We start from the raw sequence: 15,760 nt of genomic DNA, 5'->3' as shown, positions 1-15,760 counted from the left end.
CATTCAGATTGTTTCCATAAGGGGTTCTGATCTGATCAGTATATTTTTAGATCTTTTCGACAGCAAGAGTCATGGTCTCTCCATTGATATCCCATTCCTTCTCGTATCCCTGAGTAAGATTATACACGATTGTGTCCGCCATAACTACTCTTATGATCTCGCTTTCGTTCTTACGCATAAGATTAGCCATCTTATCGTTGTCCTTCACATATACCTTGATATGATCCATTACCTCGAAGCCGGCCTCTTTACGCATTGTCTGAATCTTTGAAATGATTTCTCTTACAAAGCCCTCTTCGATGAGCTCCGGTGTGAGATTTGTATCGAGAACAACGGTGAGATTATTGCCCTCTTCTGTGACAAATCCACCCTTCTCGGATACATCTATAAGAAGGTCATCCTTTGTAAGTGAAACTTCTGCATCTCCATCAACTGTGAACTTGATTTCGCCGTTAGTCTCGAGATCGTCCATGGCCTTTGATCCATCGATCTCTGAAAGATATGTACGAATCGAATTCAGATGCTTTCCATATTTTGGACCTACTGTCTTAAGCTGCGGCTTGAAGGTGTAGGAAGTAAATGCCCTTAAGTCATCCTGGAAAATGACATTCTTTACATTAAGCTCATCCTCGATGATATCAATGTAATACTGGTCAAGACCGGATTCTGACTTCACATACATGTTGCCGATAGGCTGACGGTTCTTAACAGCAGCTGTATTTCTTGCAGCACGTCCGAGGATTACTATACGGAGTACCTTATCCATGCTCTCTTCAAGAGCTGCATCAATCATAGACTCATCCGCCTCAGGGAAAGAGCAGAGGTGAACTGACTTCTTTGCCTGAGAATCCACTGTGCAGACAAGATTTCTGTAGATGGACTCTGTGATGAACGGAACCATAGGTGCCGCAATCTTTGAGAAGGTAACCAGTGTGGTGTAAAGAGTCATGTAAGCATTGATCTTGTCCTGCTCCATACCCTTTGCCCAGAAACGTTCTCTTGAACGGCGAACATACCAGTTGGACATATCATCCGCAAATTCCTGAAGGGCATTTGCGGCCTCAGGGATTCTGAAGTTTGTAAGATTGTCATCTACTGACTTGACTACGGAATTGAGCTTGCTGAGAAGCCATTTATCCATAACCCCGAGCTTATCGTACTCAAGTGAATACTTAGTTGGGTCAAAATCATCAATATTTGCATAAAGCACGAAGAATGCATAGGTGTTCCAAAGTGTGGAAAGGAACTTACGCTGTCCTTCAACTACAGCCTTGTCATGGAATCTGTTTGGAAGCCATGGTGCTGAGTTTGTGTAGAAGAACCAGCGGATAGCGTCCGCGCCGTGCTTCTTTAATGCATCCATAGGGTCAACAGCATTACCCTTGGACTTACTCATCTTCTGACCGTTCTCGTCCTGAACGTGTCCGAGTACGAGAACGTTCTCATAAGGTGCCTTGTTAAAGAGGATTGTGCTCTCTGCAAGAAGTGAGTAGAACCAGCCTCTGGTCTGGTCAACGGCCTCACAGATAAACTGTGCAGGGAACTGTGCCTCGAAAAGCTCCTTGTTCTCAAATGGATAATGATGCTGTGCGTATGGCATAGCGCCCGAATCGAACCAGCAGTCGATAACCTCAGGTACTCTCTTCATGTCGCCGCCGCACTTAGGACACTTGCAGGTAAGCTTGTCAACGTAAGGCTTGTGGAGCTCGATATGCTCGTAACCTACGTAATCTGAGCTGTAACCCTCCTTGCCGGAAGCCTTAAGCTCTGAAAGAACATCTTCATAGTTATATGCTCTTTCTTTGAGTTCCTGAATGGAACCGATGGCATCCTTTTCGCCGCAGTCCTTACATACCCAGATATTGAGAGGAGTTCCCCAATAACGGTTACGTGAAAGACCCCAGTCCTGAACATTCTCGATCCATGCACCGAAACGGCCTGAACCGATGGTCTCGGGATACCACTTAACGGTAGCATTATTCTTAACAAGGTCATCCTTTACAGCGCTCATCTTAATGAACCAGGATTCTCTTGCGTAGTAGATAAGCGGAGTATCACATCTCCAGCAGTGAGGATATGAGTGTGTGAACTTTGGAGCATCGTAAAGAAGCTTTCTTGATGAAAGATCCTTCAATACCTCAGGATCACAGCTGATAGCACCCTCTGCGATTTCCTTTTCTGTAGGCTTACATCTCATGCCTGCGAAAGGAGTCTCGGCAGTCATGCATCCGCTCTCATCAACGAACTTAACGAGAGGCATATCATTCTCACGGCCTACACGGGCATCATCTTCACCGAATGCAGGAGCCTGGTGAACGATACCTGTACCGTCCTCAGCTGTAACGTAAGGATCACATACTACATAATGAGCTCTCTTGTGCTGCTTCGCTGCCACATCTGCCGCGCACTGATAAAGGGGCTCGTAATCAATTCCCACAAGATCTGTTCCCTTATAGGTCTCAAGAACCTCATAAGCCTTCTCGCCTTCCTTTGCAAGAGGTGAAAGAACCTTGTCAAGAAGTGATGAAGCCATGACATATGTATATCCGTCAGCAGCCTTAACCTTTGAATACTCAAGATCCGGGTTTACGCAAAGTCCGGTATTGGAAGGAAGTGTCCATGGTGTGGTTGTCCATGCAAGGAAGTAGAAATCCTGATCCTTTGCCTTGAAACGAACGATGGCTGAACGCTCATTTAACTCCTTATAGCCCTGAGCTACTTCGTGGCTGGAAAGAGGGGTTCCGCAGCGCGGGCAGTAAGGAACTACCTTGAAGCCTTCATAGAGTAGACCCTTCTTCCAGATCTCTTTAAGAGCCCACCACTCGGACTCGATAAAATCATCGTGATAAGTAACATATGGATTGTCCATATCTGCCCAGAAGCCTACCTTGTAGGAGAAATCCTCCCACATGCCCTTATACTTCCAGACATTTTCCTTACATAAATCTATAAAAGGCGCAACTCCATACTTCTCAATCTGCTCTTTTCCGTTGATGCCGATGGACTTTTCAACTTCCAGCTCTACAGGAAGTCCGTGGGTATCCCATCCTGCCTTTCTGGGAACCATAGAACCCTTCATGGCACGGTATCTTGGGATCATGTCCTTAAATGCTCTGGTCTCAACATGTCCGATATGAGGTTTTCCATTTGCGGTAGGAGGACCGTCGTAGAATACGTAAGAAGGATCTCCCTCATGCTCTTTGATGGAATCCTCAAAGATATGATTCTGTTTCCAGAACTCCTCAACCTCATTCTCGCGCTCTACGAAGTTCATGTTTGTATCAACTTTTTTAAACATCAGCGCCTTATCTCCTTAAATCATATATTAAACCGAATTTTCGCAGCATCCTTTGCTGTTTGGAACCGTGATTTTTCAATGTTTTGAAAAATGGGTATACTTCGGCCTTTAGCGTACTAATTATATCGGACTCACCTTACAAAATCAAGCAAGGGTGGGGTTAAAAGCTTTGCATAAGAGGCAGGTATAACCAAATTTTATGGATGATATAAAACAGCCGATGTTCCTAAACGGAACATCGGCCAATTTGTCATGCTACCGGGGTAACATGTTTTTTAAGTTCATTTTCCAGAGATTCCGCTGCGGAACCTATGATGATATGTACAGCTGTCTTACTGGGGCGGAGAACTCCTCCCACTTTAGCGGATCTGATCTTCTTCTCGTCCACGGCACCATACTCATTTATCTGTACCTTTAGTCTTCCGCCGTCATGGTCGACTTCACGTACATTTTCGCTGCCACCGAGACCCTCAAGAATGATCCTCGCAACTTCTGACATATCGGCCTTGTTATCCAAGGTTATATGCAGCTTTTCATCCTCTGCTATCTTCATGGAAAGCTTATCTGCATTTTTACGTTTAATGTTTTTATATACATTGTAGGCAATTATGACAGCAATAACAGCTGCCACCACCAAAGCAATGATCAAAATGTTATTATTATTTTCCATATCATTCTCCATTCCACCGTCTTCAGCCGACGGCATAAATAGTGATGAAAAGTATTATTATCAGCCAAATATATCAGAGCTGCTGCTTTGAATATTTTTTCAATTCTGCCACATAACGCTCTCCGAGTTCACTTAAAGGGATCTTTTTCTTCTTGATGTATCCTATCGTCATTTTTTCAGTGGTATCAAGCTTTACAGTGGTGTACTCATCCCCGTTCAGTTCCTGACAGATGATGCCGGAGCACATTGTATAACCATTAAGTCCTACCATAAGATTCAGTGCTGTAGCTCTGTCATCACATTTTATGATCTGCTTATAGTCATAGGTGCTTAGAACCTCCTCTGCAAAATAGAAGGAGTTATGCTCTCCCTGATAGAAACTGAGACATGGATAATTTTTCAGATCCTCAAGCGTAATAAGCTTCTTTTTTGCCATAGGATTCTGCTTGCTCATAAATACATAAATGTCACAGTCAAAAAGAGGTATAAACTCCAGGGAATCTTCTCTCAGAATCTTACCGATGACCTTATTGTTGAAATCATTCATGTAAATGACCCCGACCTCCGAAGTCTGGTTCTTTACATCATTTATAACTTCGATGGTCTTGGTTTCCTTGACTGCGAACTCATAAGTATCCATGCCAAATTCCCTTGCAAGCTGTATGAAAGCTTCTACAGCAAAGGTATAGTGTTGCATTGATACGGCAAACTTCTTTTTCCGGGTGCCTGCATTAACATACTTATCTTCCATGAGCTGGTACTGCTCAACGATCTGTCTCGCGTACCCAAGGAATTCCTCACCTTCCGCAGTGATGACTATTCCACGATTAGACCGGAGAAAAATGTCGAGACCGATTTCTTTTTCGAGCTCTTTTATGGCGGCGGAAAGTGACGGCTGAGTAATGAAAAGATGCTTTGCGGCTTCATTCATGGAACCGCAGTCAGCAACAGCGATCACCTGCTTTAACTGCTGTAATGTCATTTTAATCTCCATTCCGCTGCCTTTGGTCAGCAGCACAAATAGTGATAAAAAGTAATTATTTCACTATCTCCTCTTGGAACATATTATTTTGCGACAGTATAGGTAATGAATCCGGCAGGATCAATATGGATATGGTCTGCCTGCCATACCTCATGACCGGATCCAATGAGATCTGACGGCCTTATAGTACTGATACTTCCGTCTGACTCTACAACCTCTATCACCGCATCTGTTCTGAGGCAGCCGTCACCTACATATACTCTTTCTCCAAGAGAGCCGTTTGCATTACGCTTGTATAGTTTCATGCTGGCGTAAGTATACCAGGAAAAACCATTCTCCTTTTCCGGCATGATCTGGTAACTGCCTGAAGATCTTTCGGAAAACTCGGCATAAAGGTCAGGATATTCCACAAGATAATTCCTGTAAATATATGTCAGGTCATTAAGTTTTTCCGCAGGTTCCTTTGATTTGTATACAGAACCGTTATAAGCGAGCTTTGTACCGTCGGGAGTAACTGTATCCATGAGTGCCGCACCATCCTCGCCGACATAAAAATTGCCAACGTAGGAAGATTTTGTAAGAGTGCAGGTAGATGGATCGAAATAATAAAACTTTCCGTCATCTATGATCCAGCCAACAGTAAGCTTGCCCTTCTCATAATAGTATTTCTCTCCTGCAGAGTCTTCATACCATCCGTTATACAGTTCAGCAGCTTCTCCGGTTGCAGGATCTGCCTTATATAAAAGAGTAGAACCTTTCTCGTCAGTTTTACAGACAACAGAAGTGCCATTTACAGAGGCAGAAGCTCCGGTTCCGGCGGATGATGCAAATGTCTCTGTCGTTGATCCTGTTCCTTCCGATGCTGTATTCTGATCCGAAAGGAAACTGCTGTACTGCTCAAGTCCTGCCTTAATATCAGCAGGTATATCCAAACCATTACTTGTATAAAAATCAGCAACAGTCTTGTAATATGCAGCCCTCTGAGACTCATTCATAATTTCCAGGGCGGCCTGAACAGAATCACTTCCGGAAGCTGTCTCGGATCCATTTGAAGCTGAGGATGAAGATGTATCGGTTGTTTCAGTGTTATAAGAAACTGATGGACCTGCAGCTTCTTCAGCCAGACTCAAAGGAGCCTGAGATAGTGAAACTGCCGCTGTTAAAGCGGCAGATATCAAAAACATTTTTCTTGTATATTTCATATAAATCTCCATTCCACCGCTTTTAACCGGTGGCACAATTAGTGACGAAAAATATTTTTCACACTAAAACTCATCAGAGCAAGGTATGTCTCTGCTCTTCAGGTGTCTTTGGATTGAGATAAGCAGGAGCAACATCAAATACTGTGATACAGCCTGTCTCACCCTTCTTTGCCATACGGTCAACAGCTCTTGCATAAGCTGCAAGTACAGAACCTGTGAACTCAGGGTTTGAATCAAGCTTCAAACTGTACTCGATGAACTCGTGGTGCTGACCCTCATCACCTGTCACACCTGATCTCATAACAAATCCGCCGTGAGGAAGCTCTGCATGATTTTTCTTCATTTCATCCTCTGAGATGAAGTGGATGGTAACGTCATAATCTGCATAGTAATCCGGCATGGTCTTAATTGTCTCTTCTACCTTTGCCTTATCTGCACCCTCTTCAAGAACTACAAATACTTCTCTCTTATGCATCTGTCTCGCTGTGAATGTAGGATGCTCTCCGTTTCTTACAGCATTCATGGCATCTTCTACAGGAAGCGTGTAGGATCTTGCATCCTTAACACCTTCTACGCGGCGTGCTGCATCACTGTGTCCCTGGGAAACGCCCTTGCCCCAGAAAGTATAATGCTTACCTTCCGGAAGTATTGACTCCGCATAGATTCTTGCGATCGAGAACATTCCCGGATCCCATCCGCAGGAAATCATAGCAAGCTTTCCTGCCTTTTTAGCAGCTTCGTCAACAGCAGCAAAATGCTGGGGAACCTTCGGGTGTGTATCAAAGCTGTCGATGACATTGAAATACTTTGCATATTCCGGTGTCTGCTTAGGAAGATCGGTTGCTGAACCTCCGCAGATCATGAGTACATCGATCTCATCTTTATAATTTAAAACATTGTCAACGGTGTCTACCTTAACACCGGGTGTATTGATTTTTACAGTGGATGGGTCACGTCTTGTAAAAACTGCCACAAGCTCTTCATCCTCATTGCGCTTTATTGCGCTTTCAATTCCACGTGAAAGATTTCCGTATCCAAGTAAACCTATTCTGATCATAATTATCTCCTATTGAGTGAAACTATAACAATACGTTACAAAATACGGAGATATTATAACACACTGAAATCGCATCGCAATAGAGTGAGAGCGTTGCAGATATATGAAAAATTTGTGAAGTGTGTATTACCGGCGGGAATAATTGGTACGGAGCCAGAGGTCATCCATTTAAACCCGAGGCGCTTCGTCGGAGAAATCTAAAATCTGACCCCTAAGAACCACTAGGCCCTCGCCAATGTCAGATATTTTCTTTATGAAAAATCTGACTTGGCGAGGGTGCTAAGGAAAATGGGACCAAGTGGTTCTAAGGGGTCAGATTTTGATTTCTCACGACTCAGCTTTACGGGTTTAAATGGATGACCTCTGGCTCCTGCCTGTTTATTCTTGACCGAATTATCAAGAAAACAATTCTTCCATCGATTTATGAAGGATAGATTCAGAACAGGTGGCGCTGCCCTGGATCATTTCTTTTTGTCCGCCGCCGCGGCCGTTTGTAAGTGCGTTGAAATCTTTGGCTTTGCTTCTGACGTCTACGGTTGCTGAGCCTATGACATAATTCCATTGGCAATTGTCATCCTGAGCGTCTATGGAATCGTCTTTTCTTCCGAAGACACCTACAACTTTGGATGCAGTATGCTTCATGAAATGATCGCAGCATTTCCGGAGCTCGACATTGTTCATGCCGTCTTCTATATCCGTGAGAACACCGTCAAAATCCTTCAGGGTTTCTGCTTTCATTTCGTAGTATCTCTGATTGATGGCTCCGATTCGCCAGTCCTTTTGGCGGCTCTGATCCAGAACCATCTGTACGCCTTCCACAAGTTCATCTATGGATACGGAAAGCATGTGGGACATCTGAAGGAGCTGCTCATGTTTTTTTCTGTAATCTGACAGGGCGTCGTTTCCACAAAAGAGCTCTACCCGGACGCCACCCTTGTGACCAAGGACGGAGAGGATCTTGATAGGTCCTATTTCACCGGTGGTCATGACGTGAGTACCACAGCAGGCGCAAAGGTCGGCACCGCCCAGATCCACAAGTCTTACGTCTCCTTTAAGTTCCTTTTTGGAACGAAAATCTGTTTTTTCAAGCTCCTCAGGTGTTGGCCAAAGTGTATTCACAGGCACATTTGAAAGGACAACGGCATTGGCCTCCTTTTCAATCTCCATAAGCTGTTTAAAAGTGAGAGGGCCGTCGAAATCGATGGTCATGACATCGCTCATATGGAAACCTACATTGTTGTAGCCGAAATGCTTATGAACAAGACCCGAAACGATGTGTTCACCGCTATGGTTACGGGAATTTCTCATACGGTTTTCCCAGTCGATGACGCAGTGAAAGGTCTCACCTTCTGTCAGGGGTCTGTCAACGGTATGGATTATTTTTACTTTAATGTTTCCTCTGTCGTCTTTGAGCTTTTCGCCGGTGGACGGATCCTTTAGTGTAACTTCCTGAACATCCGACAGAACTGCATCTCCTATGGCGCCTTTATCTGCAGGCTGACCTCCGCCTTCAGGATAGAAACCATGGGCGTCCAGTTCAACCAGATATTTATCTTCACTTTTTACGCAGGACAAAACCTTTGCATCAAACTCCTTCACATAAGGAATCTGATAGTATAATGATTCTTTTTCCATATTGTTTTATTTCCTCACAAATCCATAGTTATACTCAACAGCATTAATACCTACATATATTTAAAAATCATCATTCAGAGAAGCTCCATGATCAATGAGTCGGGTATCATGTCAGTCATATTTTATGACAACCGGGCAGACCCATTTATTTCAGATTTCTCTGGTCGCTTCTTTAAGCCACTTAAGCTCTTTGCCTTCGAAATAAGGCGAAAGCTTTTCATATACTGTTCTGTGGTAGTCATTAAGCAGCTCGATATCGTGCTTTTCCATCATGGAAAAATCTATGGCTTCAAGGTCATATGGCGCCATGGTGATAAAACTGAACTTAAAGAAATTACCGAACTCCGTGGTTTTCCATTTTTCTACCATGGTAAGATTTTCTGTTCTTATTCCGTGACTTCCCTCGATGTAAAGTCCCGGTTCATCGGAAGTGATGTTTCCCTCTGAGAGTGCCACATCCTCCATTCTTCCCGGAGCCTTGCGGTAGCGGATGGCGTTTGGTCTTTCGTGGACGTTAAGGCAGAAACCCACTCCGTGACCTGTTCCGTGGTTATAGTTGAGACCTTCCTTCCAGAATACCTCTCTTGCGGCAAGGTCCAATGTTATTCCCGAAGAACCTTCAAGGAATTTCACATCACCGAGTCTCAGATGCGCCATAAGCACCATGGTATAATGTTTCCGCTCCTCATCCGTCAAAGGACCCATGGCTATGGTTCTCGTAATATCTGTGGTTCCTTCATAGTACTGTCCGCCGGAATCAACGAGATAAAGTCCCTTTGGTTCAACCTTAGAAAAGTTTGTTTCGGTTGGCGCATAATGAGGGAGGGCAGCATTGGGACCATAGGCTGAAATGGTGGTGAAGCTTGGCTCGATATAGCCCTCCTGTTCTTTACGAAAGTTTTCAAGCACCAGTGCGCTGTTCCACTCATTGAGTTCGTCGGATCCGAGAATCTCACGGGTATCCTCTGTAAGGGCACCGGACTCATCAAAGGCATGCTTCATAAAGTAAAGATACTTTGTGATAGCCACGCCATCCTTGATGTGGGCCTTCTTCATATTTTCAATCTCAGTCGGATTTTTGCAGGCTTTCCATTTTGAGGTAGGCAGCATTTCCTCTGCGATCTTTATGCTGTCGTGAAGATCCGAAATGGTCTCGAAATTGGTTTTTCCTTTCTCGAGAAGAACGGTCATGTCTCTGAGAGTCTTTACATCCTCATAGAAGCTGTCATAGTCCTTGAGACTCACATTGATCTCTGAAAGATATCTGATTACAGTATCATCAAAGTCAGCTTTGTTTGCATAAAGGACAGCATTGTCCATATAAACGATAATGTAAGAAAGGAATACCGGATTGCAGGGGATATCATCAGCTCTCAGGTTAAGGAGCCACGCTATGTCATCGAGGCTTGTGATTATATGGAGATCGGCACCATGCTCCTTCATGCACTCTCTTAGATCCTTAAGCTTTTCACCGGCACTTTTTCCTGTATATTTTTCTTCAAGTATCCATACCTTTGATGCGGCAAGAGCAGGTCTTCCTGCCCAGACATTACCCACCAGATCGGCTCCTGTGGAGAGGGAAGCATTTTTTGCGAAAAGCTTTTTCTTAAGTGAATCGCCATGTTTGAAATCCACGCATCTTCCGTCAAAGCCCAGCACACCGCCCTCGGGGGTTTTCTCAAGGAGATAATCATCAAGAGCGGGAACTCCGGGCTGACCCATCTTCATTAGCTCAATGTCTCTGCCCTCCATCTCCTTCTCTGCCTGTATAAAATATCTTCCGTCAGTGAATAAGGCAGCGCTGTCCTTTGTTACCACCATATTTCCTTCACCTGTGAAGCCTGAGAGGTAGTGGATGGCACGGAAGTGGTCTCCTACATATTCACTTTGATGAAAGTCATCGGTTGGGATCAGATATACATCCACACCGGCTTTCTTCATTTCCGATCTAAGGTTTTCAAGTTGTTCGTTCATTTAATACTCCGTTCTTTATATAAGTTTCAAAGATTCAGCAGGAGGTATTGTGTCCTCCTGCCGATGAATTTTTAGATGCAATTGAATCATCATAAGTCTGACTGCCACAAGTGAATTGCATAAAAACCAGTCATGAACTCAATGGCATTCATATCTTTATATCAACCCAAAATGTAGCAATGCATTTTTTATTCCGTCTTCATCGATTCTGTCCGTGATGTAATCCGCAACGGCTTTTGCTTCATCCTGAGCATTTCCCATGGCAACACCGACATTCACCATCTTTAACATTTCGATGTCGTTCAGGCTGTCTCCAAAGGCGTAGGTATCTTTTTTGTCGATGCCGAAGTGCTCGCATAAGCGGTCAATGCCTCTGGCCTTACTGTATTCGGCTTCCACAACATCGGCGCCGAAATTCTTCGAGAAGAGCATGACACTAAGCTCCGGGAATGCATCCTGAAGGACAAAGCTTTTTTCTCTACTTCCATAGAAAGCGAGTGACCTTACGGGAAGATTCAAAAGCTCCCAGGGATCCCGGAAATCTCTCCCCTGATATATGCCGTAGTAATTTTTGTCAAACCACAGAACTTCTTCATGATTTATGAAGTAATCCTTTTCGTTTATTCTGCATCCTATTGGGAAGTTCTCATGGTCACAATAGGTGAGGAGCCTCTTAAGCAGGTCCTTATCCATGATACGATCCATGAGGACATTATCCTTTACCTCAACCATGGTACCATTCATATGCACCAAGGCATCGGGGTCGACTTCCCTGAGATATCCGATGGACATGTTGTTCTTCATGTCACGGCCCGAGGCGATGATCACGAGATAATCATTATCCTTAAGTTTCTCAATGCTTTCCAGTGTGGAAGGTGTGATCTTCCAGGTATTGTGATCCAGTAATGTATGATCCAGATCAAAGGCAACGAGACCTTTGTATTTTTTGTTATTTGACATAAAACCTCTTTCTAAAGGCTGTAAAACAGGAACGCTCTTATTGTAGCACAAGATTGCGGTTATATAGAAATGATGTGAGCATATAAAAGGGGTACCGCAGTTCAGCGGTACCCCTTTTACGGTAAAAGCTTATTCTATTTTCAAATTCCGGGTTTATGATTGAGAAAGAAACTACTCATCTTCTATAATTTCTATCACCATTTTATCCATGGAATCAGAGTATTCCTTTTTGTAATGAATTGCCCTGATTCCTGCATTTAAGGCCCCTTCCACATCCTTCTTCAGGCTGTCGCCTATCATAAGTATGTTTTCCCTGTCCACATTGAATTTACGCACAAGCAAATCATAAGCTGACCGTGAAGGTTTTTCAGCCCCGGCTTCCTCGCTGGTCACCAGAACCTCTATATAATCTTCAAGTCCTAAACGTGCTATCTTTCTGTGCTGTATATGGGCAGTGAGATCTGTCAGCATGCCGATTCTGATATCATGATCTTTCAGATATTTCATAAGAGGAAGAACGTATGGAAAAAGCTCCATATTATCAAGTATGGAGTTCCAGTAAACATCATAAAGCTCAAGAGCCCCTTTTGCGGGATTCAGTCCCATATCCTCCAGGAATTTCTGCATATATAGAATTCTGTTATGTGAGGCCGCAACATATTCACCTAAGGATTTTTTTACGGCAGCTCTTGCTGCATCAAACCTCTGTTTAAATTCTTCAGGGCTTAATGAATACTTGTCACATGCAAAACTGCAAAGCTCCGTAAGTGCGGTTTTTTCACATCCGCTGTAATCATAAATTGTGTTATCAATGTCAAAGGCCACTGCTTTTATCATAAGTTTCTCCTGATTATTTCATCATTGTCATTCCGGATTCTGTTCCGGCATATTGAAATCAAGCTTATGAATCATATTATAACTTGCATAAAATCCGACTACAAAACAAATTCAAAAAAACCCGGCAAAAAAGCCGAGTTTTAGCATTTTTGAATTATTCAACTCAGTTCTTCACTTCTTACAATGGTATCGCAATACATACATCTGTAAAGCGCCTTTGTGCGGTCAACGATCTTGAAGACCTGGGGAAGCTCCTGCTCGACGGAGATGATGCATCTCGGGTTCTTGCACTTTAGAACATTTGTAAGGGTTTCGGGAAGCTGAAGTGTCTTCTTGTCTACCCTTATTCCGTTCTTAATGTAGTTTACGGTTATACCCGGATCGATATATCCAAGTACATCCAAGTCAATGTCCAAATCCTCTGAGATTTTCACGATATCCTTTTTGCCCATTTTACGGGATGAGCAGTTCTGTATAAGAGCCACCTGTGAATCCAGCTTATCGAGGTTCAGGTATTTATATACCATCATTGCCTTACCGGCTTCGATATGGTCAAGTACTATTCCATTTTCAATTCCATCTACTGTCATCCTGTGCCTCCTTACTTATCAAGACCTAAAAGGAATAAAATCAGAGCCATGCGCATCTGCTTTCCGCATAAGGTCTGGTAGAAATATTTAGCTCTTTCATCTTTGTCCACAGCCACTGAAATTTCGTTTACTCTTGGGAGCGGATGAAGTATAGCCATGTCAGGCTTTGCGTTCTTGAGCTTTTCCGGGGTCAGAATGTATATATCCTTCAAACGGAGGTAATCCTCTTCGTTAAAGAAACGCTCCTTCTGAACTCGAGTCATGTAAAGTATGTCAAGCTTAGGTATGGCATCCTCAAGTGAGGTGGTTTCCTCAAACTCCACGCCCGCTTCCTTCAGTTTATCAAGCTCATACTCAGGAATTCTAAGCTCTTCCGGTGAGATGAGGATGTACTTGTTGTTTGGATAGCGGAGCATTGCATCGATAAGTGAGTGTACGGTACGGCCGAACTTTAGGTCACCACAGAGTCCCAGGGTAATGCCGCTGAGGGAGCCTCTGGTCCTCCTGATGGTAAGTACATCCGCAAGAGTCTGTGTCGGATGGAAATGTCCACCGTCACCGGCATTTATGAAGGGCACTGTGGTATGCATGGAGGCAACCACAGGGGCACCCTCCTTGGGATGACGCATTACCATAATGTCTACATAGTTTGACATTACGGAGATTGTATCGGCTACGGATTCGCCTTTTGCAGCGCTGGAGCTTGAGGCTCCCGCAAAGCCCAGGATCTGTCCGCCTAGGGCCAGCATGGCGGACTCAAAGCTGAGTCTCGTTCTGGTGGAGGGCTCGTAGAAAAGTGTTGCTAACTGTTTGTGGGCGCATTTGTCCTGATATTTTTCGGGATTCTTTTCGATATCATCGGCAAGGTCCATGAGATGATCGATTTCCTCAACGGTGAGGTCCAGAATGTTTATAATGCTTCTGGGGGTTGGTTGCATGATTTTATCTCCTCCTGACATGTGTTATTAAACCGTCCGGAAAATGCAAGGCATGTGCGCCGGCCCACGGGATTGAAAGTACAGCCTGTTCGCTATGTCCGTACCCGATCACACTCACGTGTGTCTGGTACGGACATAGCTCTCAGTCTGTTCTTTCAACCCGCAAGCCTAGGCACCCATCCCTTGCATTTTCCTACTTTTATTTCAAAATCAATTTCTCCATGACTCGTCTGAGGGGTTGTCGCGGAATTTGAGAAGTTTTGCTTCGTCTTCAGGCTTTATATAATTCTCCTGAACAGCAACCTTTACCAGGGTATCGAGGTCGCAGAGGGAGGTGTTTTCAATGTTTGCTTCTTTGAGGCGGTCGATGCCTTTCTGCATTCCGTAGGTGAAGATGGAGATGATTCCGAGGACGTCGGCTCCTGCTTCACGAAGGGGATTTACGCAGTCAAGCACAGAGCCGCCGGTGGAAATGAGGTCTTCGATAACGACTACTTTTTCTCCTTTTTCGAGACGGCCTTCGATCTGATTCTTGCGGCCGTGGTCTTTTGCGGAGCCTCTTACATAGCCCATGGGAAGTCCCAGGATGTCTGCGGCAATGGCAGCATGTGCGATGCCGGCTGTGCTGGTTCCCTCAAGGGCTTCTGCCTCAGGATAGAGCTCCTTTACCTTGTCTGCGATGGCGTGCTCGATGAGTGTGCGAACTTCCGGGTAGCTGAGTACCAGTCTGTTGTCACAGTATATTGGGGATTTAATTCCTGATGCCCAGGTGAAGGGATCATCCGGTTTTAAAAATACAGCCTTGATGGATAAAAGTCCCTTTGCGATTTCTTCTTTAGTTGCCATGTTATTCTCTCCTTTATGAACTTCTGACAATTCTCACTGTCAGATGAGTATCTTTGATGTTTCAGCCGACGAAATCCTTTATTGCTCTCTCGTATGCTTCAACTGGATCAGCAGCTGCGGTAATGGATCTTCCAACTACGATATAATCGGAACCGATCTCCTTTGCCTTCGCGGGTGTTGTAACTCTTGACTGGTCACCTACAGCGTCTCCTGCAAATCTGATGCCCGGAGTTACTGTCATGAAGCTGTCGCCTAATGTTTCGTGAATGCTTCCTGCCTCGAGAGGGGAACATACAACGCCGTCCAGTCCTGCGGTTTTTGCATTTTCGGCATACTTTACAACAACATCCTTTATGGGCTGATCGATGAGAAGCTCGTTTGTCATAGTCTCCTGGGAGGTTGATGTAAGCTGTGTAACAGCAATGAGAAGAGGTCTTGTGCCATCCTCTCTGGTAAGTCCTTCAACCGCAGCCTGCATCATTTTGATGCCTCCGCTTGCATGAACATTGGTCATGTCTACGCCAAGGTCGCGAAGTGACTGCATGCCGCCCTTTACTGTATTTGGAATGTCGTGAAGCTTCAGATCCAGGAATATCTTGTGGCCTCTGTTTTTGATTTCTTTTACTATACTTGGTCCCTCTGCGTAAAAAAGCTCCATTCCGATCTTTACAAAGGGCTTTCTTTCTGTGAATTTATCAAGAAACTCATAAGTCTTTTCTGCACTTGGAAAATCCAGCGCGATGATCACATCTTTTCCCATTTTTTCTCCTT

At 44.3% G+C, this 15,760-nt stretch carries 13 protein-coding genes; all 13 read right to left on the bottom strand.

The annotated features are described in order from the left end of the window. Positions 1 to 46 precede the first annotated feature (46 nt). The 13 genes from ileS to pyrF all read right to left on the bottom strand — a co-directional run bounded on the left by ileS (position 47) and on the right by pyrF (position 15,749). Positions 47 to 3,298, bottom strand: a complete 3,252-nt coding sequence (gene ileS, locus BLV86_RS01135) for an isoleucine--tRNA ligase (protein WP_031549831.1) — start codon at positions 3,296 to 3,298, stop codon at positions 47 to 49. Positions 3,299 to 3,548: 250 nt separating this feature from the next. After that, positions 3,549 to 3,968 (bottom strand): PTS sugar transporter subunit IIB, encoded by a 420-nt coding sequence (locus BLV86_RS01130; protein ID WP_090814825.1) that lies wholly within the window; start codon positions 3,966 to 3,968, stop codon positions 3,549 to 3,551. A gap of 73 nt (positions 3,969 to 4,041) precedes the next feature. Further along, entirely contained in the window at positions 4,042 to 4,950 is a 909-nt protein-coding gene (locus BLV86_RS01125) for a LysR family transcriptional regulator (RefSeq protein WP_090814871.1), read from the bottom strand. A gap of 83 nt (positions 4,951 to 5,033) precedes the next feature. Beyond that, on the bottom strand, positions 5,034 to 6,152 hold the full coding sequence (locus BLV86_RS01120; RefSeq protein ID WP_090814824.1) for a hypothetical protein: 1,119 nt from the start codon (positions 6,150 to 6,152) through the stop codon (positions 5,034 to 5,036). A gap of 73 nt (positions 6,153 to 6,225) precedes the next feature. Then, on the bottom strand, positions 6,226 to 7,212 hold the full coding sequence (locus BLV86_RS01115; protein ID WP_031549838.1) for a diaminopimelate dehydrogenase: 987 nt from the start codon (positions 7,210 to 7,212) through the stop codon (positions 6,226 to 6,228). A 393-nt stretch (positions 7,213 to 7,605) separates the two neighbouring features. Beyond that, positions 7,606 to 8,844 (bottom strand): alanyl-tRNA editing protein, encoded by a 1,239-nt coding sequence (locus tag BLV86_RS01110; RefSeq protein WP_090814823.1) that lies wholly within the window; start codon positions 8,842 to 8,844, stop codon positions 7,606 to 7,608. Positions 8,845 to 8,994: 150 nt separating this feature from the next. Next, complete coding sequence (locus tag BLV86_RS01105) at positions 8,995 to 10,818, bottom strand: aminopeptidase P family protein (RefSeq protein WP_090814822.1); 1,824 nt, start codon at positions 10,816 to 10,818, stop codon at positions 8,995 to 8,997. 156 nt (positions 10,819 to 10,974) lie between these two features. Next, entirely contained in the window at positions 10,975 to 11,778 is an 804-nt protein-coding gene (locus BLV86_RS01100; RefSeq protein ID WP_090814821.1) for a Cof-type HAD-IIB family hydrolase, read from the bottom strand. A gap of 171 nt (positions 11,779 to 11,949) precedes the next feature. Then, positions 11,950 to 12,615 carry an HAD family hydrolase gene (locus tag BLV86_RS01095; RefSeq protein WP_090814820.1) on the bottom strand — a complete coding sequence of 222 codons (666 nt, stop codon included), beginning with the start codon at positions 12,613 to 12,615 and terminating at the stop codon, positions 11,950 to 11,952. Positions 12,616 to 12,773: 158 nt separating this feature from the next. Beyond that, positions 12,774 to 13,205 carry an aspartate carbamoyltransferase regulatory subunit gene (locus BLV86_RS01090; protein ID WP_090814819.1) on the bottom strand — a complete coding sequence of 144 codons (432 nt, stop codon included), beginning with the start codon at positions 13,203 to 13,205 and terminating at the stop codon, positions 12,774 to 12,776. 11 nt (positions 13,206 to 13,216) lie between these two features. Further along, positions 13,217 to 14,143, bottom strand: coding sequence for an aspartate carbamoyltransferase (gene pyrB, locus BLV86_RS01085; RefSeq protein WP_031549850.1), 927 nt, complete (start codon positions 14,141 to 14,143; stop codon positions 13,217 to 13,219). Between the two features lie 210 nt (positions 14,144 to 14,353). Beyond that, positions 14,354 to 14,989: an orotate phosphoribosyltransferase gene (gene pyrE, locus BLV86_RS01080; protein WP_090814818.1), complete on the bottom strand. Its 636-nt coding sequence runs from the start codon at positions 14,987 to 14,989 to the stop codon at positions 14,354 to 14,356. A 61-nt stretch (positions 14,990 to 15,050) separates the two neighbouring features. Beyond that, a complete protein-coding gene (gene pyrF, locus BLV86_RS01075; RefSeq protein ID WP_090814817.1) occupies positions 15,051 to 15,749 on the bottom strand; it encodes an orotidine-5'-phosphate decarboxylase in 699 nt (232 codons plus the stop codon). Positions 15,750 to 15,760: the final 11 nt, after the last annotated feature.

The sequence above is a fragment of the Oribacterium sp. KHPX15 genome (assembly GCF_900107835.1).
GTDB lineage: Bacteria > Bacillota > Clostridia > Lachnospirales > Lachnospiraceae > Oribacterium.
This window is presented reverse-complemented; position numbering and strand designations above follow the sequence as displayed.